The organism is Pseudomonas monsensis (genome assembly GCF_014268495.2).
Classification (GTDB): domain Bacteria; phylum Pseudomonadota; class Gammaproteobacteria; order Pseudomonadales; family Pseudomonadaceae; genus Aquipseudomonas; species Aquipseudomonas monsensis.
The window spans coordinates 2,383,427-2,406,648 of the sequence record NZ_CP077087.1; the positions used below are offsets into that span (position 1 = coordinate 2,383,427).

The 23,222-nt window shown below is 61.8% G+C and carries 14 protein-coding genes; 6 read left to right on the top strand and 8 right to left on the bottom strand.

Going from position 1 to position 23,222, the window contains the following annotated elements:
- Positions 1–8 precede the first annotated feature (8 nt).
- Complete coding sequence (locus HV782_RS10405; protein ID WP_186744742.1) at positions 9–965, top strand: alpha/beta hydrolase; 957 nt, start codon at positions 9–11, stop codon at positions 963–965.
- 958 nt (positions 966–1,923) lie between these two features.
- Here HV782_RS10405 and HV782_RS10410 read toward each other — a convergent pair.
- The 5 genes from HV782_RS10410 to pvdM all read right to left on the bottom strand — a co-directional run bounded on the left by HV782_RS10410 (position 1,924) and on the right by pvdM (position 9,849).
- Entirely contained in the window at positions 1,924–4,404 is a 2,481-nt protein-coding gene (locus HV782_RS10410; protein WP_186744740.1) for a TonB-dependent siderophore receptor, read from the bottom strand.
- Between the two features lie 114 nt (positions 4,405–4,518).
- Positions 4,519–6,168 (bottom strand): cyclic peptide export ABC transporter, encoded by a 1,650-nt coding sequence (locus tag HV782_RS10415; RefSeq protein WP_123463510.1) that lies wholly within the window; start codon positions 6,166–6,168, stop codon positions 4,519–4,521.
- Between the two features lie 108 nt (positions 6,169–6,276).
- A complete protein-coding gene (pvdO, locus tag HV782_RS10420) occupies positions 6,277–7,164 on the bottom strand; it encodes a dihydropyoverdine dehydrogenase (RefSeq protein ID WP_186744738.1) in 888 nt (295 codons plus the stop codon).
- A 37-nt stretch (positions 7,165–7,201) separates the two neighbouring features.
- A complete protein-coding gene (pvdN, locus tag HV782_RS10425; protein ID WP_186744733.1) occupies positions 7,202–8,482 on the bottom strand; it encodes a pyoverdine-tailoring periplasmic protein PvdN in 1,281 nt (426 codons plus the stop codon).
- Complete coding sequence (pvdM, locus tag HV782_RS10430) at positions 8,479–9,849, bottom strand: pyoverdine-tailoring dipeptidase-like protein PvdM (protein ID WP_123463504.1); 1,371 nt, start codon at positions 9,847–9,849, stop codon at positions 8,479–8,481. The genes pvdN and pvdM overlap by 4 nt, the downstream gene beginning before the upstream one ends.
- Positions 9,850–10,056: 207 nt before the next feature.
- On the opposite strand from pvdM, the gene pvdP reads away from it, so the two are divergent.
- Positions 10,057–11,682: a pyoverdine maturation tyrosinase PvdP gene (gene pvdP, locus HV782_RS10435; protein ID WP_186744730.1), complete on the top strand. Its 1,626-nt coding sequence runs from the start codon at positions 10,057–10,059 to the stop codon at positions 11,680–11,682.
- A 175-nt stretch (positions 11,683–11,857) separates the two neighbouring features.
- On the opposite strand, the gene HV782_RS10440 is transcribed toward pvdP, so the two are convergent.
- From HV782_RS10440 to HV782_RS10450, 3 genes are read right to left on the bottom strand one after another with little or no spacing between them, the layout of a single operon-like run.
- Positions 11,858–13,252 (bottom strand): efflux transporter outer membrane subunit, encoded by a 1,395-nt coding sequence (locus HV782_RS10440; protein ID WP_186744728.1) that lies wholly within the window; start codon positions 13,250–13,252, stop codon positions 11,858–11,860.
- Between the two features lie 7 nt (positions 13,253–13,259).
- Positions 13,260–15,233, bottom strand: a complete 1,974-nt coding sequence (locus HV782_RS10445; protein WP_186744726.1) for a MacB family efflux pump subunit — start codon at positions 15,231–15,233, stop codon at positions 13,260–13,262.
- Entirely contained in the window at positions 15,234–16,397 is a 1,164-nt protein-coding gene (locus HV782_RS10450) for an efflux RND transporter periplasmic adaptor subunit (RefSeq protein ID WP_123463496.1), read from the bottom strand. It lies immediately after the preceding gene.
- A 323-nt stretch (positions 16,398–16,720) separates the two neighbouring features.
- Here HV782_RS10450 and HV782_RS10455 point away from each other — a divergent pair, with 323 nt between their 5' ends.
- From HV782_RS10455 to HV782_RS10470, 4 genes are all read left to right on the top strand, one after another.
- On the top strand, positions 16,721–17,203 hold the full coding sequence (locus HV782_RS10455) for a sigma-70 family RNA polymerase sigma factor (RefSeq protein WP_123463494.1): 483 nt from the start codon (positions 16,721–16,723) through the stop codon (positions 17,201–17,203).
- Positions 17,204–17,334: 131 nt separating this feature from the next.
- Positions 17,335–18,669: a lysine N(6)-hydroxylase/L-ornithine N(5)-oxygenase family protein gene (locus HV782_RS10460; RefSeq protein WP_186744724.1), complete on the top strand. Its 1,335-nt coding sequence runs from the start codon at positions 17,335–17,337 to the stop codon at positions 18,667–18,669.
- A gap of 766 nt (positions 18,670–19,435) precedes the next feature.
- Positions 19,436–22,135 carry a magnesium-translocating P-type ATPase gene (gene mgtA / locus HV782_RS10465; RefSeq protein WP_186744722.1) on the top strand — a complete coding sequence of 900 codons (2,700 nt, stop codon included), beginning with the start codon at positions 19,436–19,438 and terminating at the stop codon, positions 22,133–22,135.
- 138 nt (positions 22,136–22,273) lie between these two features.
- Positions 22,274–22,990, top strand: a complete 717-nt coding sequence (locus HV782_RS10470; RefSeq protein WP_008084043.1) for an MgtC/SapB family protein — start codon at positions 22,274–22,276, stop codon at positions 22,988–22,990.
- The last annotated feature ends 232 nt before the right edge of the window (positions 22,991–23,222 follow it).

The window sequence follows — 23,222 nt, forward strand, 5'->3', positions numbered from 1 at the left end:
TCCTAGCGATGTCGTTACACCCTGATCTGGAAGCCTTTCTCGACCTGGCCCAAGACAGCCAGGACGCCGGCCTGCCGGCCATGCACCAGATGACTCCGAACGAGGCCCGCGCCACCTTCGAACAGACCACGGCGCAACTGCGCTGGGCTGCGCCTGAAGATCTGTCGGTGACGCCGATCGACACGGCGGCCCGAGACGGCGCGCCTTTGGCGTTGCGACTGTATCGGCCGAACGGCGCCGGCACGTCGATGCCGGTGCTGGTGTATTTCCACGGTGGCGGATTTGTCGTCGGCAGCCTCGATTCCCACGACGGTGTGTGCCGCGAGTTTTGCCAGCGCACGCCGTGTGCGGTGTTGTCGGTGGGTTATCGACTGGCCCCGGAGCATCGTTTTCCGACGGCGCTGGAGGATGGCGAAGATGCTTTGTCGTGGCTGGCGGAAAATGCCGTCAGCTTTGGCCTTGATACCTCGCGCGTGGCGTTTGGCGGTGATAGTGCTGGTGCGACCCTGGCCACGGTGCTGGCGATTCAAGCGGTGGTGCAACCGCATACTGTGGCTATCGCGCCGAAGGCACAGTTGTTGTGCTATCCGGTTACTGATGCTTCGCGTACGCACGATTCGCGGTTGTTGTTCAGTGAGGGGTGTCTGTTGGAGAACGATACGCTTGACTGGTTTTATCAGCATTACGCTCGCAGTCCGCAAGACTATCTGGATTGGCGCTTTTCGCCGTTGTTGGCGGAGGATCTGCGCGGGGTGGCGCCGGCGATTGTGTTGTTGGCGGGTTTTGATCCGTTGCTTGATGAGGGGCAGGCTTATGCTGATAAGTTGCGGGGGCAGGGGGTGAGTGTCGAGGTTGAGCATTGTCCGGGGCTGACGCATGATTTGCTGCGGATGGCTTCGGTGATGCCTGATGTTTTGCGGGTGCATGAACGCCTCAGCCGGGCGTTGGCTTTGATGTTGGGGTGATTGGGTATTGGTTGGTTTTTGGGTGAATATCCGTTGCTGCGGTAATGGCTTCTTAGGGGTCCGCCCTTACGGCGGGTCACTTTTTCCAGACGCCGAAAAAGTAACCAAAAAGGCTTGCTCCTACGTGCGGCCCGCTCGCTGGGGCTCGGGGTTCCTTCGCTCCGGGATTGATCCGGGCGCAGCGCCTCCGGTTTGCTTCGCTGCACCTCCTCTCGCTGTGTTTGGCTTCGCCAAACGGTCGCTGCGCTCCCACCCCCGGATCAATCCCTCCACTCAGCCTTCCGATGTCGCCTTACAGATCAAGAGCTGCAGCCGAGCTAACGCTCATCCTGTTGAGTGGTGAAGAGCCACAGCGTGCTCGGCTTTGGATTTGTGGTGGAGCTGCCCCTCACCCCAGCCCTCTCCCGAGGGAGAGGGAGCCGATCTGTGGGCTTTTCAAAGCCTGAGTTCACCGCGGTATCGCACGTCGGCGTAACTCTTCCAAACACCACCGCCAGTCCCCTCTCCCTCTGGGAGAGGGCTAGGGTGAGGGGCTCTTGATCTGGCTTGTAATCTTGCTTTGGCTTTGGCTTTGGCTTTGGCTTTTGATCTTTTGCCCCTTCGGCAGGCCGAGCGGAGGTGTTCATCCGGGGGTTAGGCGCGCAGCGCCGTGCGGCGTAGCCGCATACATCGAGAGGAGGTGCAGCGAAGCAAACCGTAGGCGATGCCCCCGGATGGACACCGTAGCGAGGGAACACTGAGCCTCAGCGAAGTGCCGTACGCCGGGGCAAAGCCTTTTGGGTTACCTTTTCGGCGTTTGGAAAAGGTGACTCGCTGTAAGAGCGAAACCGCCAGCGGCAACACCCGCAGCAACGGATATGCTCCCAAAACCCAAAGAGCATGGTCGGCCCGAACGCCGCCAAGACCAACAGGCGAAAAAAAGCCCCGCCAAAGCGGGGCTCTCTCACATCACACCCAATCAGAAATCAGCCTTGACCGACATCACGAAGTTACGCGGATCACCATAGAAGTTACCGAACCCTTCGGTACCAATGGTCGAGTAGTAACGCTTGTCAAACAGGTTGTTCCCGTTCAACGCCACCGACCAGGTATCGTCAATGCGATAACCGATGCGACCGTTCCACACCGCATAACCAGCACCGTCAATGTTGTCACCGCCCAGAGGCGAAGTGCGGTAGTTGCCCGTCTGGGCATTAACCCCTGCACCGATCGTCACACGATCCAGCGGCCCGCTCAGGCTGTAGTCACCCCAGACGCGCAATAAGTGACGCGGCACGTAGGAGTTGTAGACCACGCCATCCTGCGTGGCGTCGGCATCTTCCAGCACCTTGGTCTGGGTATAGGTATAGCCAGCCAACAATTGCAGACGATCAATCACCTCACCGCTGACTTCCGCTTCGAAGCCCTGGGCGCGAACCTTGCCGGAGTTGATCGAGCACGAACTGTCTTCGCAGCGCAGGTCATCCTGAGCGGCATCTTTCTGGATGGTGCGGAACAGGTTGAAGGTGCTGTTCAGACGCCCGTCGAACCACTCACCCTTGATCCCCAACTCGTAGCTCTGCCCGACCAATGGCTTGAGCGTGCTGCCATCAATGGTCTTGTACGCGCCTTGCGGGGTGAAGATGTCGGTGTAGCTGGCGTAGGCGGTCAGGTTTTCGTTGAGGTCGAACAGCACACCGGCGAACGGCGTGACTTGCCCGGTTTCGGTGGACTTGGTGTCGACCTGGGTGCCTTCGCCACGGAAGTACTGCACCGAGTCGGTGTCGGACTTGTACCAGCTGACACGGCTGCCCAGGACGAGGGTCAGCGGATCGGCCAGTTTCAGGCGGGCGATGGAGTAAGCGCCGTATTGCTTGATGTGCATGTCCACCGGGCCGCCACGGGAGGCGTTGGCCAGGTAATAGCTTTCGTCCGGTTGCGGGATGTGATGATTCGGGTCGAGCACGTTCTGCCGTTGGGGCAGGGCGGCGACGGCGTAGAAGTCATCCTTGTGCGACCGGCTCGCGTTGGCGCCGACGATCAGTTCGTGTTGCTGGCCGAAGGCGTCGAATTTACCGTCCACGTAGGCATCGAAGCCGTAGTCGCGTTGATCGTAGTCGTAGATGCTGCCCAGCATCAGTGTGTTCGAAGCGGTGGCACCGACCGGCACTGCGCCACTCGGGAAGGCGTATTCCATGTCCTGGGTGTTGCGCGAATAGACGCCCGCGACCTTCAGCGACCAGTCGTCGTTGAACTGGTGTTTCAGGTCGGCGAAGTAGGTGGCGCGTTTGCTGCGCTGGTTGTTCCATGCGGTGTTCAGGCAGGTGGAGCGCTTGAGGTGCAGGTCGGAGCCGTCGGCATAACGCGGCAGACCGCCCCAGCATGGCGTGGCGTCAACGTCTTCCCAGGCGAAACCCACGCCCAGCGTGGTGTCGGGGCTGAGGTCGAAGTCGAGGGCGCCGTAGTAGATCTGGTCCTTGCGGCTGGCCACGTCGTAGAAGTACTGACGGGTCTGCTCGGTGACCACGGCACGGCCACGGATGGTGCCGGCGTCGTTCAGCGGGCCGCCGGTATCGACCTGGCCACGGTAGTTGTCCCAGGTGCCTGCCGACAGCGACAGTTGCGTGTGGGCAGTATCGCCGCCGCGCTTGCGCACGAAGTTGACGCCACCGGCGGTGCCGCCAGCGCCTTTCATCATGCCGGCGGCGCCGCGCAGCACTTCCACGCGGTCATAGATGGCCATGTCGCTGTTGAAGCTGTCGGCCTGTACGTAGCTGCTGCCGATGTCCAGTGGCACGCCGTCGTACTGGTATTGACCGGTCATGCGAAAGCCGCGCGAGTAGAAATACTTACCGCCCATGGGCGAGTCGTACACGGTGATGCCCGGGGTCTTTTCCATCACCTGTTCGATGGTGTTGAGGTTCTGGTCATCAAGCATTTTGCGCGTCATGACCGTGACCGACTGCGGTGTGTCTTTCAGCGAGTGCACGCCTTTGCCAATGGTCACGCCACCGGTGGTGTAGGAGTTGCTGCCTTCGGTGGTGGCGCCCATGCTTTGCGCGTTGACGTTGGTCGGAGCCAGTTCCATCGTGTCGCCGGTGGCCGGGCCGAGCACCGTCACGGTGTTGCCGTCACGCTGATAGCGGATGCCGGTGCCCTTGAGCATCGCGTTCAGCGAATCATCGCCCTGATAGCGCCCGTTGAGCGCACTGGAGCGCAGGCCTTGCAGGCTTTCCGGGCTGTAGACGATTTGCAGACTGGTCTGTTGACCAAGCGTCTGCAGCGCCTGCGCCAGTGGCTGGGCCGGAATGTTCAGGGTCCATTCCTGCGCCTGCACATATGGCGTGACAGCGACGGACAGGGCCAGACCCAGGCCGGTGCCGGCCAGGCGGGAACGTGTGGCGCCCTGCATCAGCAGGGCTCGAGTCAGAGGGCGAAGCATGAAACGGGATGCGGACATGAGGTTAAGACCTTGGCAGGTATAGTTGTTAATGGTTCTTATTCATCTCATTAAGACGAGGAAGCCGCGGCAAACCGGAAAACTATTTTTCCGGCCTGGCTGCGGCCCCGTGTTTCAAGCAGTCTGCAGTTCGCTTTTGACCTTGCCGGCCTCCATGCGCACCAGTTGGTCGGCGACGTCGAAGTAACGGTCATCGTGGGAAATCACGATGATGGTTTTGCCCAGGCGCTTAAGGTCGGGCAGCAACTCGGTGTAGAAAATCCGCCGGAAGGTCGGGTCCTGATCCGCCGCCCATTCATCGAACACCAGCACCGGACGCTCTTCGAGCCAGGCGTTGACCAGCGCCAGGCGCTTGCGCTGGCCGGTGGACAAATCGGTGGTGCTGAAGGCACCGTCGCGCACGCTGACCTTGTGCGCAATCTCCAGACGTTCGAGGTAGCGGGTGGCGTCCTGTGGGACCTGGCGGTCGCCTTGAATCAGATCATCGAACAGGTAGTAGTCGGCAAAGATCGTCGTGAAGTTCTGCCGGTAGTCATCGCGGTTGAGCGCGGTGATCGGCTGATCGTTGACGCGGATTTCGCCTTCGGTCGGGGCGTACAGGCCGAGCAGCAATTTGATCAGCGTGGTTTTGCCGCAACCGTTTTCGCCGACGATAAACACGATCTCGCCTTGTTCGATGCGCAGGTTGACTGGCCCCAGACGGAACGGTTCGCTGCCAGCCACCGGCGGGAAGGCGTAGCGCACATTGTTCAGTTCCAGACTGTTGACGGCCCCGGGCTTCTGGCCCTGGTCTTCCAGCAACAGGTGCGGTTCGGGCGAGGAGAATTGCTCGCTCAGCTCGGCGATCCGGCGGAAGGCGATCTGCGCGCGGCTGATGATCGGCAAGGTGCTGACCAGATGCTCCAGCGGCCCCTTCATGTACAGCAGCACCAGCACGAACCCGCTCATCACCGCTTTGTCGCCGCTGGGCCAGAAGGATTGCAGGGCCAGCGCCATGCCGATGACCACGAAGAACAACATGGAACCGAAGGATTTGGCGATGACGAACGTGTTGATGGATTTGATCTGGGTGTCGCAGATCTTCTCGGCAGTTTTCTGAATGCCGGCGACGAACATGCGCTGGCGACGCGGACGGTGAATGCGCAGTTCCTTGGCGCCTTCGGCAATTGCGTTGTAGTGCTTTTGCAGTTCATCTTCGCAGTCGCGTGCGGCGTAGAAACCGCGCATGCCCCTGGCCCGGGCAATCGCTTGAATCGTGGTGCCGATCGCAATCGCCACCAGCATCATCAGGAACATCGGCCACGACAGCATCGCCAGGTAACCGAGGCAGCCGAGGGTGACGGTCATGGAGATCGCCAGTGGCGCAAAGGCGAAGGCGAAGTCGCTGATGGTGTCGACGTCATGGGTCAGCACCGGGATCAGCCGGTGGCTGCGATAGCGCTCGATCTGGTCGATCGGCGCCGACAGGACCTTTTCCCCCAGTTCTTTGCGCAATTTGGCGATGATGTGCTGGCCGACGTAGTTGGTGCCGATGTCCGACAGAATCGTCGTCAGCAGCGCCAGTGCACAGAGCCCGGCGAAGATCATCACCACGGTACGGGTCAGGCCGTCATCGGAGTGCAGGGCATTGTTGATGGTGGCCAGCAGCACGGTGACGCTCAGGCCGCCGATCATGCCGAGCACGATGGACGCAGAGACGATCAGGCGGAAGGGCTTGAGCAGGGCGAACAATTCGTTGATCGCCCCACGCGTAGGCTTGGTCATGGAGGATTCCTGCTTCGGTGCGGAGGGAGTGCCGGTACTTAAGGAAAACGAATGGTCACGCAGTTTCTTTAAACGACCGCAGACGGGCTGCGGTCGTGGCGGGCAGGCTCAGAGGTCGCGCACGACCCGGAAGCCGAGCCAGTCGCCCTTGCTGGTCGGCCAGCTGCTGTTGCGGTTGCCGGAGCGCGAAAACACTGGCGCTTCGCCCCAGTCGTTGCCGCGCATGACCTGGCGTTCGCAGTTTTCCTGGGTCCAGGGACGACCGTCGTTGGGCACCCCGGCGTAGTCCTTGTGATAACAGTCGGCGGTCCATTCGTAGACGTTGCCGTGGGCGTCGTAAACGCCGAAGGCGTTGGCCGGGAAGGTGCCGGCCGGCGAGGTGAAGTTGTAGCCGTCGGCAGCGCCATAGGTGTTGGCGTGTTTGGAAATCTGGTAGTTGTTGCCTTCATCGAACGGGAACGGGAAAGGTCCGGTGCTGCCGCCACGGGCGGCGTACTCGCGGATCGATTCGCTTTGCAGGCGATAGGCCTGGCCGGTCTTTTTCGACAGCCAGTCGATGTAGCCCTGGGCTTCGGCGACGTTCATGCACACCGCCGGGTCGCGCGCGGTCTGTTTGAATTGCGGTTTGCCGGCGGTGCAGCGGCGGCCGGGGCGGTCGTCGAAGTCGTACGGTTTGTTGCCGGTTTCGCGCACGTACGCGTCCCATTCGCCCACCAGCACCTGGAAGCGGCTAATGGCGAACGGTTTGCTGAAGGTCACTTCGTGGCGCGGGCCCTCGTCCGGCTCGCGCCCGACTTCGTCCTCCGGGGTGCCCATGGTGAAGGTGCCGGTCGGCAGCACGACCATTTCCGGGCAGTCCTTGCAGTCCTTGAACACTTTGCCCGGCGCCGGCGGTGTCGCCGCTTGTGCGGCCGCGGGCAACAGACCGGCGCACAGCGCGGTCAGGGCCAGGGCGGGCAGGGCCTTGAAAGGGAATGAGGCGTGAGGCTTTTTCATGAGTCGTCTCTGTGAAAGGAAAACTGGAGTCGAGGGATCAGGCGCGCAGTCTTTTACCGAGAATGGCCATGAACCGGTCCACTTCGGTTTCGTCGTTGAGCAGACCGGGCGCGGTGCGGATCACCGGGCCGACGTCGCGGCTGACGGCATCGCAGATCACCCGGTTGTTCATCAGGTAGGCGGCGACTTCATCGCTGTCCTGCCCCTTGACCCGGAAGAAGGTGAAACCGGCAGAGAATTGCGGATCGAGCGGGGTCACCAGCTCGATGTTGGCGTGTTCGCGCAGGCGCTGCTTCAGGTAGCTGTTGAGCTGATGGATGCGCGCCTGAACATCGGCCTTGCCCAATTGCAGGTGCAACTTGAAGGCTTCGTCCACCGCCCAGCGATGTTCGAAAGCGTGGTAACCGCCCGGGGTCATGGTGGTGCCAAACGTTGTGGCTTCGGAGAACGTCGGCACGCTGGGGCTGACGTACTTCACCTCTTCGCTGCGGCTGCACACGATGCCGGTGCCGCGCGGGCCGAACATCCATTTGTGGGTGCCGGCAATGAAAAAGTCGCAGTTCATCTGCGGGAAACTCAGGTCATCGACACCGAAGCCGTGCACGCCGTCGACCACGTAGATCAGCCGGTCCTTGTCGTCGCGTTGCCGGTTGTGTGCATCGACCAGTCGCGATATTTCGGCGATCGGCAACTTCACGCCACTGCCCGAGTGCACCCAGGTCATGCCCAGCACGCGGGTTTCGGGACGGATGTTGCGGTTGATTGTGTCGAGCACCTGATCCAGCGAAATGCTTTGCGGCGTTTCGAACAGGTTGAGTTTGCGCACCCGTGTGCCATCGCGGCGGCTGCGGAAAGCGAGAATGTTGCGGGTCGAATAGTGCTCGTGTTCGGTGGTGAGGATTTCCTGATCCGGGCGCACCTGCACACTGCCGTAAATCATCGCCAGGCCTTCGGTGGTGCTGCCGGTGAGGGCGATCTGGCCGGGCTGGGCCTGCAGGTATTTGCCGGCCCAGACCCGCACGTTTGCTTCGCGCTTTTCGGTGACACCGAAGTCCCAGTCCATGGCCAGGCCGGGGTTCTGGTCCAGTGCTGCACGATGACGCTCGATGGCCTCGCGCACGGGCCTGGGATGGGAGGTGATCAGAAAATTGGCGAAGTGAATCGCCTGCGGGTCCTGATCAAACAACTGACGCAGCCGGGCCCATTTGTCACCCGCCGGCGCAGTGGACGCCATCGCCGGCGATGTCAGGCTTGCGCCCATTGGCAGGGCTGCTGCGATCACGCCCGCCTGTTTCAGAAAAGTACGGCGATCAGTCATGGTCTGGCTGCGTCCTGACGGGAGGCCAGCGCCGGTTTGGCGGCGTTCTGTACTTGCTCCCAGACGCGCATGAAGTTGCCGCCCCACAGCTTGGCGATGTCTGCTTCGGAGTAGCCGCGCTGGATCAGCTCGGCGGTGACGTTGCGGATCTCGCCGACGTTTTCCCAGCCCTTGATGCCGCCGCCATCGTTGAAGTCCGAGGCGATGCCGACATGGTCGATGCCGATTTTGCGCACGGTGTAGTCGATGGCGTCGCCGAGGTCCTTGAGGGTCGCTTTCGGCTCTTCTTCAAGAATCGCGTAGAGGCCGCTGGCGTACTGGCCGAGTTTCTGCTCGGACCAGGCGGTGATGATCGGGTCGCCCGGCATCAGGGCCATGGCCAGGTTGGGCAGTGGCGGCAAGTCGAAGCGTGCGCGCAGGGCGTTGAGTTTGTCCTGGGTACCCTGGGTCAGCGGTTTGAGGTATTGCGAGAACCCGACCACCTGGACCACGCCGCCGCTGTTCTTGATCAGTTGCAATTCCTTGTCGCTGAGGTTGCGCGGAATATCCACCGCGGCCCGTGGCGCCGAGTGCGAGGCCACGATCGGCGTGCGGCTCAGTTGCGCGACTTGCTCCAGCGCCTTGGTCGACATCTGCGAGACGTCAATGATCACGCCCAGATCATTCAGGCGCTGCACCGCTTGCTTGCCGATGTCGGAGAGGCCGTCGAGGGCGTCCGGGGAGTCATTGAAAAACGGCAGCGGTCGCGACGAGTCAGCCCAGCTGTTGTTGCCGATGTAGCTGAAGCCGAACATGCGCATGCCGCGCCCGGCCCACAGGTCGAGCTTGCTCAGGTCGTTGCCCAGCGGGTAGGCGTTGAGCATGCTGATGAAAATCGCAAACTTGCCTTCGCCATGCAGGCGGCGGAAATCGTCGGGGGTGTAGGCGATACCGACCTGATTGGGAAAGTCGCGGACCATCCCGGAAATGATTTTGTAGCGCACTTCCTGCTGATTGCGTGCTTCCTCGACAAAGCCTTCGGTCGGGCGATGCGGGGCATTCGGGCCGTTCCACATCTCCGGCCAGCCGAACACGGTCAGCGCCGCGCCGGACAGGCGGCCGCGATTGGCCTTGATCAGGTCGAACTGCCCGGAACCGTCCTTGTCGGCTTCGTTGCCGTGGGCGCCAAAACTCAGCGGCACGGTGATGTGGCTGTCGAACGAGAGGAGCCGATCCTGCAATTCGGTCGCCTGCTTCATCACTTTCACCGGGTAGCCGGGGTTGTCCCGAAACCAGTAATCCCAAGCCAGAAACCCTGCGCCGGCGCTGATCGCCAAGGCCAGCGGCAGGCCGATAAATAGAGCCTTTTTCGAACGCGGTTTTGTCATTGCCATCTCATTCAGGTTCGCCGTCGAGGTGCAGGCGCAGGGGCCTTCGCTATCTGGGAGGAACGAGTGGTCGGGCGGGTAATTTAGTGAGGCGCGAGAAAAGCGCTGCCGGCGCGTGGTGATCTTTTACCGAGGCCATAAATTTGTTCGGCGAGCAAACGTTCTAGCTTGGATAAAGCCTGCTTCATGGCTGACACAGGTAGGGCAATGACGATCTCTCGACGCTGGTTCATGGCGGGCATGGCACTCACGGGCGCCGCGCTGCCTGCCGCTTTTTATGCACATCGTGAGCTGACCCGTGAGGAATTTCCGGTCACCCCGGGAGAGGCCACGGTCGATCTGGCCGACACGGCCGGTCAACAACTGGCGGACAGCCTGCGCGGCGTCTGGGATATCCGCTTTACCGGGTCTGCTGCGGGGCTGGACGGCCTGCCCGACGAAGGGCTGGAATTGTTTCTCGACATTGCCCAGCGTGGCCGCGGCTTGCGTGGCTATCTCGATACCGGTGCCAACCTGCGCGCTGATGCACCGGCGCGTTATCAGGTGATCGGCAATCTGGCACCGGGCAATGGCGCCGAGATGTACTGGCGGTTGCTGCGCACCGATGCGCCGCAAGCACCACCGGTGTACGAGTTCAAAGTCAAACTGGACGAAGTCTGGGCGGCGTTCGGCAATGCTGGCAGCGGCACCTTCACCGGGCAGGTCTTGCATCTGGACCGGCCGTTGGGTTTGCCCGAACTCGACAATCATTTCATCGCGATCAAGCGACGTTTCCCCGAGGCCCGTGAACGTGCCGGATTGAACCCGACGCTATTGGCCTGGCTGGTGGCGCCGGAACATCGTTTGTTCCACCAGCTCTGGCACGCCACGCGGGACAAGTGGCACAAACTGTCGGAGAAAAAGCGCGAAGCCTTGCGTGGCATCGGCTGGCAGCCCGGCCCGCGTGACAAGGAGCGCGACGCCCGTGGGCCACGCAAGGATCGCAACGGCTCGGGCATCGACTTTTTCTTCATGCACCGGCACATGCTCGGCAAGGCCCGTTCGTTGCAGGATTTGCCGTCCTGGCCGGCGTTTCCCCTGCCGCAACCGGAACTGGAACGCGACCGCCAGGGTTTCGCCCGCTACTTCGACAACCATGACGGCAATGCCTTGCCGCCGACCTGGCTGACCGAAGGCGACGACGAATACACAAAATGGGTCAGCGACATCAAAGCCGCCGAGACCTATCACAGCAATTTCCAGGTCTGGGAGTCGCAGTATCGCGACCCGCGGTACTTGTCGAAGCTCACCCTCGGCCAGTTCGGTTCGGAAGTCGAACTGGGCCTGCACGACTGGTTGCACATGCGCTGGGCGTCAGTGGCGCGTGATCCGTCCAATGACATTCCGGTGCCGATGGCACGCGATCAGGCCGATTTTGCCGCGCGCTGGTACGTCCCGGAAAACGACTTTCTCGGTGACCCGTTTTCCTCCCATGTGAACCCGGTGTTCTGGCGTTTTCACGGCTGGATCGACGATCGCATCGAGGACTGGTTCCGGGCCCACGAGCGCTTTCATCCGGGGGAAGTCAGTCGTCTCGAGGTCAACGGCGTACCGTGGTTTGCGCCCGGACGCTGGGTTGAGGTCGACGATCCCTGGCTGGGCCCGGACACCCACGGCTGCAGCACGGTGCCCGGTCTGCAAGTCGGGCGCTCGGTGGAGATGGACCCGGAAACCATGAAGCTGGCGCTGCGCATCACTTTCGGCGACGAAGACCACATGGCCGACCTGTTTCGCAAAGTGCCGCAGCGGCCGTGGTATGCGCGGCATCTGAAAGTCAAAGGGCGGCAACTCTAAGCGCAAAAAAAATCGCAGCCTGGTGCTGCGATTTTTTTTGCCTGGGGATGTTGGTTCGCCTGATCCGGCGCTTTCGCGAGCAGGCTCGCTCCCACAGGGGACTTTGTAAACGACGTAGAACCAATGTGGGAGCGAGCTTGCTCGCGAAGGCGTCGGGCCAGTCGCTAATTTGCGCTCAGATCACTTGCCAGCCACCGCCCAACGCTTTGTACAAGGCAATGCTCGCTTGCAGTCGCGACAAGCGCAGTTGCACATTCATATCCTGCGCCGCATACAAGGTGCGCTGGGTTTGCAGCACCGTCAGCAGGTCTTCGGCGCCGGCCTGATAGCGGCTCTGGGCAATGTCAAACGCGGTTTGCGCCTGGCTCAGTTCTTCGCTTTGCCATTGCCGTTGTTCATCAAGGCCGCGAATGCTGCTGAGGGCTTTTTCCACGTCGGCGAAGCCATTGATGATCGCCCCGCGATAGGTTTCCAGCAGCTCGTCCTGACGGGCCTTGGCCTTGTCGCGTTCGGCGCTCAGGCGCCCGTTGTTGAAGATCGGCGCAGTCAGCCCGGATGACAGGTTATAGAACGTCGTGCGCAACAGGTCTGCGGCCAGATCGGCGCCAGTGCCGAGACTGGCGGTGAGGGTGATTTTTGGCAACATCGCGGCGCGGGCGACGCTGACGTCAGCCTGAGCGGCCGCCAGTTTGGCTTCGGCGCTGGCGATGTCCGGGCGCCGGCTCAGCAGGTCGCTGGGCACGCCACTGGCGATGTTCGGCCACTGCAGTTGTTCGAATGACTGTTGCGGTGCCGACAGCGCCTGCACCGGTTGGCCGAGCAGGGCGGCGAGGGTGATCAGCGCTTCGCGGGCCTGTTGCTGCACCAGCGGCAATTTGCGCTGTTGCTCGGCGACCAGGCTTTTCTGCTGGGCCAGTTCCAGCGCGGTGGCGCTGCCGGCATCAAACCGGGTTTGCACCAGGTGCAGGACGCTTTGCGCGTTGGCCAGATTGAGCGCGGCAATCCGCGCCTGCTCACGCAACGCCAAGGCCTGGGTGTAACTGTTAGCGACGCCGCTTTGCAAGGTCAGCTCCACGGTGGCACGGTCGAATTCGCTGGCCTGTACGCCGAACACGGCACTGTCGCGCGCCGCGCGTTTACCGCCCCAGAAGTCGATTTCGTAACTGGCGCTCAACTCGGCGTCGTAGTAATCCAGAGAGCGATTGTCCGGTTTGACGTCGAGCTGGCTGTAGCCCTTGCCGTGCAACAGTTTCTGCCGGTTGGCATTCAGTCCGGCCTTGATTTCCGGGAGCAGCGGGGCGCCGGCAATTGTCGCGCTGGCCTGTGCCTGCCGGACCCGGGCAACGGCGGCGCCGAGGTCGTGGCTGCCCAGGCGCGCCTGTTCGATCAGTCGATCGAGTTCGCGGCTGCCGAACTGCGTCCACCACTGGCGATTGCTCTGCACCGCGTCGGGATGGTCAGGCGATTGCCAGGCGGGCGGTGGCTGCACGCCGCTGTCGGGGCGCGGCGCAGGGCTGTTGCAGGCCGCCAGCATCAGGCTGGCGGCAAGGAGTGTCAGTGGCGCTTTCATAGAACGATCATTCACTGGTAAGGGCCGTGACCGGGTCGAGCCGGGCAGCCTTGCGGGCAGGCATGAAGCCGAAGAGGACGCCGGTGATCAGCGCGCAGGTGAAGGCCCCGAGCACCGCCAGCCATTGAAACGCGATCGCCACACCACTGAACACGAGCACGCCACCGACCAGCATCGCCAGGCTGATGCCGGCAATGCCGCCGACCACCGAGAGCATCACCGCTTCGGTGAGGAATTGGCGCAGGATGTCGCGCTGGCGGGCGCCGGTGGCCATGCGAATGCCGATTTCGCGGGTACGTTCGCGCACGGTCATGAGCATGATGTTCATCACGCCGATACCGCCCACCAGCAAGGAGATGGCGGCAATCGCGCCGAGCATCAGCGACAGCGTGCCCTGGGTGCGCGCCTCGGCCTGGATCATCGCGGCGTTGTTGGTCAGTTCGAAGTCCTTTTTGCCGTGGTGCCGACGCAGCATCGCCTGTTCGATGGCCTGTTCGGCGTCCTTGACCTTGCGTGCGTCCTTGGCGGCGATCACCACGTATTCCGGATTGCGGCTGCCGAACAGGCGCATGCTGGCGGCGGAATAGGGCACGGCGATGCGGTTGTCGCTGTCGGAGTCGCCGGAGCTTGAGCCTTTTTCAGCCAGAACCCCGAGCACCTGAAACGGTACGTTTTCGATCAGGATGTACTGGCCGATCGGGTCGGCGACATCCTTGAGCAACTTGTCACGCACCTTGGTGCCGATCACCGCCACGGCGGCGGCGCTGTCTTCGTCGGCCTGGGTGAAGTAACTGCCCTGAACCACCGGCCAGTTGAAGATGCTTGGGAAGTTGGTGTCGTTGCCGCCGACGTAGCTGCTGTGGTCGGCATTGCCGAAACGCACGCCGGCGGTCGAGCCGTTGACCGGCATGATGCGTTCGACCTGGGGCAGGGCAGCCAGCTCGGCGACGTCGTCGAGGGTGATGATGCCCGGCGGCGTGCGCGGGTTGGGGGCGGCGCCGCTGAGGTAAATGATGTTGGACCCGAAGGCGCCCATCTGCGCCATCACCTGACGCTTGCTGCCTTCGCCCACGGCCAGCATCACCACCACCGAGGCCACGCCGATGACGATGCCGAGCAGGGTCAGCGCGGTGCGAAAACGATTGATCCACATGACCCGCCACGCGGCTTGCACGGCGTCCACCAGTTCACCTTTCCAGGCGCTGGTCTGGCTGCTGCCGGTGCTCAGGCGCTGGCGCAGATCGACCGCTTGCAGGGCACCGGGGTTGGCACGGCGGACGGCGGCTGACGGATGTTTGGCGGTATCGCTGATGATCAGGCCATCGCGGATTTCGATGATGCGTTGGGCCCGTTGCGCCACTTCGCGGTCGTGGGTGATCAGAATCACCACGTGACCCTGGCCGGCGAGTTCGTCGAGCAGGGCCATGACTTCGGCGCCGCTGTGGCTGTCGAGGGCGCCGGTGGGTTCGTCGGCGAGAATGATGTGGCCGCCGTTCATCAGCGCCCGGGCAATCGACACCCGTTGTTGCTGACCACCGGAAAGCTGATGCGGACGGTTGCCGGTGCGCGTGCCCAGACCGAGACGTTCCAGTAACGCACGGGCTCGCGCATGGCGTTCCGCCGCCGGGGTGCCGGCGTAGATGGCCGGCATCTCGACGTTTTCCTGAGCGGAGCCGGACGGAATCAGGTGATAGCCCTGGAACACAAAACCGAACGCCTCGCGGCGCAGCCAGGCCAGTTCGTCGCTGTCCAGTTGCGCGACGTCCTCACCGGCGAAGCGATATTCGCCGCTGGTGGGGCGGTCGAGGCAGCCGAGGATGTTCATCAGTGTCGATTTGCCGGAGCCGGACGCGCCGACAATGGCGACAAACTCGCCGGCATGAATCGACAGGTCGATGCCGCGCAACACCTGCACCTGCGGACTGTCGTCGCCGCCGTAGGATTTGCGGATCTGCCGCAGGTCAATCAGGGGCGTTTGCATTCAGCCTCCGCTGCCGGTGGCTGGCGTGCTGAGGATGTGATCGCCCTCGGCCAGACCTTCGAGCACTTGTGTGCGCAGGCGGTCGCTGATGCCGGTGCGCACGTCGCGGGACTGGATGTCGCCGTTGGCGGCGACGATCTGTACGCGTTGCCACTGCGCACGCGTGCCCGGTTGCAGGGCGGCGCTCGGCACAGTCAGGGTGTTCTGTGCCTGCTGGGCGACGAAGAACACTTGCGCGGTCATGTCGGTCATCAGGCTGTTGTCGGCGTTGTCGACGTCGAGCAGCACGGTATAGAGCACCACGCGTTCGCTGCCACTGCGCCCGCTGGTGGGGCTGCCGCCCTGGTTCTGCTCGAGCGGGCGCGGCGGCACCGGCAGAATCTGCCGTACGGTGCTGCTCCAGCGTCGGCTGCCACCGCTGAGGGTGGTGAAGTAGGCGGTCATGCCGGGTTTGACGTGGCCGATGTCCGCTTCGGAAACCTCGGCCCACACGGTCATGGGCGAGAGCCGGGCGATGCGCAGGATCAGCGGGGTTTGCTGTTGTGCATTGAGCGTCTGGCCTTCCCGGGCACCTACCGCGACCACGGTGCCGCTCATTGGCGCAAAAATGCGTGTGTAGCCGAGCTCCGCTTCGTCGCTGCGCAGGCTCGCCTGGGCCTGACGGATCTGTGCCTGGAACATGTCGATGCGTGCCTGGGTCGCGCGCACTTCGGCGCGGGCGGTCTGCACATCTTCTTCACGGGTGGCGCCGCCGGCGGCGAGTTGCTGCTGGCGCTGGTATTTCTGCCGTGCGAGGTCGTGCTGCGCACGCTGTTCCTGCAGTTGCGCCTTGAGGTTTTCAATGGAGAAGCGCCCGGCGTCGAGTTTGGCTTTTTGCGTGGACGGGTCGATCTCCACCAGCAACTGGCCTTCCTTGACCGTATCGCCTGCCTCGACATGGATCTTCTGGATTTGCCCGGACGCCTGCGCACCGACATCGACATAACGACGCGGCTGCAAGGTGCCGAGTGCGGTCACGCTGTTTTCGATGTTGCTGCGGGTCACCTGCACGGTGGCGAGGGCATCCCGTCCGGGCGGCAGCACCTGCCATGCGGCAACGGCAATCACGGGAATCAGACAAAGGGCGGCGAACAGGGCGCGTCGGGCGGGGCGGGGACGTTTCATGCAGGGTTCCGGCCAGTGAATTCGGCCCGTCATTCAGCGCAGGCAGCGCGGTGCGCGTAGGCTGAACGCTGTCGCAAGGCGCGACAGATACGGGGAGCTGTCCTGTAAACGATGCATGCACGAGGGAATTTAAGCCCGCATACATCAAGTAACCGCTAGCTGCAGCGGACTATTTGGCCAGGATGTGGAAACAGCGCTTTAAATCTATATGAGAATTACTATAAATTACGCACCTCAAGTTGCCACCCTCTTGCTACTGCGGATCGCCCGCGGCTGGAACCGTGTGCTCAAGGACAGGAATTGCATTGATACGGTCGGGAGTCATGTTGGAAAACTACTATCGCGAGCTGGTGTGTTTCCTGAACGCCAGGCTGGGCAACCGTCAGGTTGCCGAAGATGTGGTGCATGACGCTTATGTGCGGGTGCTGGAGCGTTCCAGTGATACACCGATCGAGCAACCCCGGGCGTTTCTCTATCGCACGGCGCTGAACCTGGTCATCGACGACCATCGGCGCAATGCCCTGCGTCAGGTCGAATCGCTCGACGTACTCGACAGCGAAGAACGCTATTTCACCCCGTCGCCCCACGGCACCCTCGATCACGGCCAGCGCCTGGAAATGCTTCAGCGCGCATTGGCAGAATTGCCGCCGCTGTGCCGCGACAGCTTTTTGCTGCGCAAGATCGAAGGCCTGTCCCATCCGGAAATCGCCGCGACCCTCGGCATTTCCAAGGCACTGGTGGAGAAACATATCGTCAACGCCATGAAGCACTGCCGGTTGCGCATCAAGCAATGGGACGCCCATTGAGCCGTCCTCGTTAAATTTCTTTTCATCGTCCTCGTTCCTACTCAACAGACGACCTGCTGACCTGTTTCAGGCCGGTCAGGCCACCCAGGCTTTATCCCCGTGTTGAGGGGTTCATCCAGAGGACACTGGAAATGACACAGGCAATTGCATCGCCCATCGTTCACGACCTGATCGGCGTCGGTTTCGGCCCTTCGAACCTGGCGCTGGCCATCGCTCTGCAAGAGCGCGGCCCGACCCAGGGCGAACTGGATGTGCTGTTTCTCGACAAGCAGGCCAACTACAGCTGGCACGGCAATACCCTGTCGACCCAGAGCGAACTGCAGATTTCCTTCCTCAAGGATCTGGTGACCCTGCGCAATCCGACCAGCCCGTACTCCTTCGTCAACTACCTCAAGCAACACGGGCGTCTGGTGGACTTCATCAACCTCGGCACCTTTTATCCGTGCCGCATGGAATACAACGATTACCTGCGCTGGGTGGCCGGGCAGTTCACCGAGCAAAGCCGGTACGGCGAAGAGGTGCTGACCATCGAACCGGTTTTGCACAACCATCAGGTTGAAGCGCTGCGGGTGATTTCCCGCGACAGCCAGGGCCTGCAACATGTGCGCACCACCCGCTCGGTGGTGGTCAGCGCCGGCGGCACGCCGCGGATTCCGGAGGCGTTCAAGGCACTCAAGGGTGACAGCCGCGTGTTCCATCACTCGCAGTACCTGTCGCAAATGGCCAACCAGCCGTGCGTGAACAATCAGCCGATGAGCATCGCCATCATCGGCGGCGGGCAGAGCGCGGCGGAAGCCTTTATCGACCTGAACGATTCGTTCCCGTCGGTGCAGGTCGATATGATCCTGCGCGGCTCGGCGCTCAAACCGGCGGACGACAGCCCGTTTGTCAACGAAGTGTTCTCGCCGGAATTCACCGACCTGGTGTTCCAGCAGAGCAGCGCCGAGCGCGAGCGTCTGGTCAACGAGTACCACAACACCAACTATTCGGTGGTGGACATTGATCTGATCGAGCGCATCTACGGCATCTTCTATCGCCAGAAGGTCTCCGGGATCGCCCGTCATGCGTTCCGCACCCTGACCACCGTCGAGAGCGCCACCGCCAGCGAAAACGGTATCGAACTGGCGGTGCGCAACAACGCCACCGGCGAAGTCACTGTGCGGATCTACGATGCCGTGGTGTTGGCCACCGGTTACGAACGGCAGATGCACCGCAAACTGCTGGCACCGCTGGAAGAATACCTGGGTGACTTCGAGGTCGATCGCAACTACAAACTGATCACCGACGAGCGCTGCAAGGCCGGTCTGTACATGCAGGGCTTCTGCCAGGCCAGCCATGGTCTGAGCGACACATTGCTGTCGGTGTTGCCGATTCGCGCCGACGAGATCGCCGGCTCGTTGTATGAGCATGGCAAGCACCGAGGACATCGGTCGATGGCGGATCTGTTGTTGGCGACCGCCAGCTGACTCAGTATTTCCTGATACACCGCCATCGCTGGCAAGCCAGCTCCCACAGGATCTGTGTTGGACACAAAATTTGTGTTCACTGGAGCTCCCTGTGGGAGATCGCCGGCTCGTTGTATGAGCATGGCAAGCACCGAGGGCATCGGTCGATGGCGGATCTGTTGTTGGCGACTGCCAGCTGACTCAGTATTTCCTGATACACCGCCATCGCTGGCAAGCCAGCTCCCACAGGATCTGTGCTGGACACAAATTTTGTGTTCACTGGAGATCCCTGTGGGAGCTGGCTTGCCAGCGATGGCGCCCTTATGGCTAAGAAAAATCTGATTTCTGAACCCTTCCTGAACATCCCCAACATTTCCCGACACACTTCCTTACACGGGTTTACTCTCCAATCATCGGGGCGTAAGCTTCGCGCGTTTTCATCAATAGCGGAGACCCACAGTGGGTACTTGTTCGAGTGACAGTTGTCGGCCGGTCTCGGTAACCGGCAGATTCTCGGCAAGATAACGCGCAGCCTTTCTCTGCCGTTGTCTCGCCGTAAAGCGAGCAGCGGCATCCCGATCATGGTCTGTTGAGACCATGTCCCGACGTCCTTCTCATCGACACTGAAAAAGTGTGCTTTCGACCTGCACGGTCGTCATCGCAACTTTATCGACACGCCTGTCTTTTCTGACCGGCGCGCCAAGCCTTGCCGTGCCGGTTTTTCCGGCGCACGAGGCGCGGTCGTACCTGCTTGACGGTTTCCCGGCTGACCATAGGGGCAACAGCCATGAAACTTACGCTCAAGGAATTTTTCGCAGGCTTCCTGCGTACACGCCACATCGCCCGGCACTTCCGTCGCCTGGCGCTGCTGGAATCAATCAAAGACACCACGGTCAGCCGTGAAGTGCCCCCCACCCTGGCCAACACGCTGGTCGATGCAGCCCATCGCGACAGCGGCGAACTGCTGACGTCGCTGGGTACCCACACCGATGGCCTGACCGATTTTGAAGTCGACGCACTGCGCGCGCAGTACGGTCTCAACGAGGTCGAACACGAGCAGCCGCTGCCGTGGTGGACGCACCTTTGGCACTGCTACAAAAACCCGTTCAACCTGCTGCTGACCTTGTTGGCGGTGATTTCCTGGCTGACCGAAGACCTCAAGGCCGCCACCGTGATTTTCTCGATGGTGGTGTTGTCGACGCTGCTGCGCTTCTGGCAGGAAAGCAAATCCAACCAGGCCGCCGATGCGCTCAAAGCGATGGTCAGCAACACCGCCACGGTGATGCGCCGTGACGCGCCGCGCAGCGAACTGCCGATCAAGCAACTGGTGCCGGGCGATCTGATCGTACTGTCGGCCGGCGACATGATTCCCGCCGACTGCCGGGTGCTGAGCGCCAAGGACTTGTTCGTCAGCCAGGCGGCGATGACCGGCGAGTCTATGCCGGTGGAGAAATTCCCGCGTCAGGCCGACCGCGACACGCGCAATCCGCTGGAGCTGGAAAACATCCTGTTCATGGGCACCAACGTGGTGTCCGGCACGGCGGTGGCGGTGATTCTCACCACCGGCAACAGCACCTATTTCGGGGCGCTGGCACAACGGGTCGGGGCGACTGACCGGGCCGTGACGTCGTTCCAGACGGGCGTCAACAAAGTCAGCTGGCTGCTGATCCGCTTCATGTTCGTCATGGCGCCGCTGGTGTTGTTCATCAACGGTTTCACCAAGGGCGACTGGACCGAAGCGCTGCTGTTCGCATTGTCGATCGCTGTGGGTCTGACCCCGGAAATGCTGCCGATGATCGTCACCTCGACGCTGGCCAAAGGTGCGGTGTTCCTGTCGCGCAAGAAAGTCATCGTCAAGCGTCTGGACGCGATCCAGAACTTCGGTGCGATGGACGTGCTGTGCACCGACAAGACCGGCACCCTGACCCAGGACAAGATCTTCCTGGCACGCAATGTCGATGTCTGGGGTGATGACTCCGACGACGTACTGGAAATGGCCTACCTCAACAGCTACTACCAGACCGGGCTGAAAAACCTGCTCGACGTGGCAGTGCTGGAGCACGTGGAAGTCCACCGTGAATTGAAAGTCGGCACAGCGTTTCGCAAGGTCGACGAGATCCCGTTCGACTTCAATCGTCGGCGCATGTCGGTGGTGGTCGAAGGGCGTGGCGAGCCACATCTGCTGATCTGCAAGGGCGCGGTGGAAGAGGTGCTGGCAGTGTGCAGCCGCGTGCGGCATGGCGAGGTCGATGAAGCCTTGAGCGATGAATTGCTGACCCGGATTCGTCAGGTCACCGCAGCATTCAACGCTGAAGGCTTGCGCGTGGTGGCAGTCGCTGCCCGGTCGCTGCCCGAGGGGCGCGACACTTATAGCCTGGCCGATGAACAGCAACTGACGCTGATCGGTTACGTGGCATTCCTCGATCCACCGAAGGAAAGCACCGCGCCGGCACTCAAGGCCTTGGCCGAGCATGGTGTGGCGGTGAAAGTGCTGACCGGCGACAACGAGCTGGTCACCGCGAAGATCTGCCGCGAAGTCGGTCTGGCGCAGCAGGGCTTGCTGATGGGCAATGACATCGAGCGCATGAGCGATGCCCAACTGGCCGTGGCAGTGGAGAACACCAACGTCTTCGCCAAGCTGACGCCGACGCACAAGGAGCGCATCGTGCGCATCCTCAAAGGTAACGGCCATGTGGTCGGTTTCATGGGAGACGGGATCAACGACGCGCCAGCGCTGCGCACCGCTGACATCGGCATTTCCGTGGACAGCGCGGTGGACATCGCCAAGGAAGCCGCCGACATTATCCTGCTGGAGAAGAGCCTGATGGTGCTGGAGGAGGGCGTGCTCGAAGGACGCCGCACCTTCGCCAACATGCTCAAGTACATCAAGATGACTGCCAGTTCGAACTTCGGCAACGTGTTCTCGGTGCTGGTGGCCAGTGCGTTCATTCCGTTCCTGCCGATGCTGCCGATGCATCTGCTGGTGCAGAACCTGCTCTACGACATTTCGCAGATTGCGATTCCGTTCGACAACGTCGATGAGGAGATGCTGAAAAAACCGCAGCGCTGGCAGCCGGGGGATGTCGGTCGGTTCATGCTGTTCTTCGGGCCGATCAGTTCGATCTTTGACATCACCACCTTCGCCTTGATGTGGTACGTATTCGATGCCAACACCCCGGACCACCAGACCCTGTTCCAGTCCGGCTGGTTCGTGGTGGGGTTGCTGACCCAGACGCTGATCGTGCACATGATCCGTACGCCGAAGATTCCGTTCCTGCAAAGCCGTGCAGCCATGCCGCTGCTGGTGATGACCGGGATCATCATGGCGGTCGGCATCTTCCTGCCGATGGGGCCGCTGGCGCACTACTTCAAACTGCAGGCGCTGCCGTCGATGTACTTCGTGTTCCTGCCGATGATCCTGCTGGCGTATATGGCGCTGACCCAGGCGGTGAAAGGCTTCTACATCCGTCGGTTCGGCTGGCAATAACCGCAGAACAACGCTGTTCCCCTGTAGGAGTGAGCCTGCGCGCGATAGCGGTGTGTCAGTCAACATTGCAGTGACTGACACACCGCTATCGCGAGCAGGCTCACTCCTGCAAAGGTTATGTGTTTCAAGGACAAGACTATGCAAGCCATCAACAACCTCAACCTCGATTCGCTGCTCGACACCCTCGTCAGCCTCAGCGCCGCCTTCATCCTCGGTGGCCTGATCGGTTTCGAACGCCAGTACCGGCAACGCACCGCCGGCCTGCGCACCAATGTGCTGGTGGCGGTCGGTGCGGCGATTTTCGTCGACATGGCCAATCGTCTCGCCGGCGCCGAAGGCGCGGTGCGCGTGGTTGCCTACGTGGTCTCCGGCATCGGCTTTCTCGGTGCCGGGGTGATCATGCGCGAAGAGGGCAACGTGCGCGGTCTCAATACCGCCGCCACCCTGTGGACATCCGCTGCCGTCGGCGCCTGCGCCGGTGCCGACCTGCTCGCCGAAGCGGTGCTCGGCACCCTGTTCATCCTCGCCGCCAACACCTTGTTGCGGCCGATCGTCAACAACATCAACCGTCAGCCACTGGACGTGGTCTCGGCGGAAGTCACCAACATCGTTTACGTCATCGCCCGGCGGTCACAGCAGAAAGCCGTATTCGCCTTGCTCGAGGCGGAACTGGAGCGCAGCAACTACCCCGCCAGCGATGTCGATGTGCATGCCTTCGGTGCCGATGAAATAGAAATTGAAGCGACGCTGGCGACCACCTCGGTCGATGGTGATGAGCTGGATGCGCTGGTGGCGCGGATTTCGACCTCGGCGCTGGTGGTGCAGGCGTTCTGGAGTCCGAGTACCACCGAGTAACATTTCTCGGTTGCTGGGAATTGTCCTACACGGCGACAGGAAAGAACTTACATTTTCGACCTTGGGGCTCGATCACTATTGGTTCCGGAGCAGAGATGCCCGGCGTCCTGATTACTCGGTACGGTATTACGGCTGTGCAATTGATACCTGGAAAGTTCGGCAAGGAATGGCCGGAAATAATGGGGGGATCATCAGTTGCAAACGCCGTGATGAGGTTTGTTTGTCATTGCAA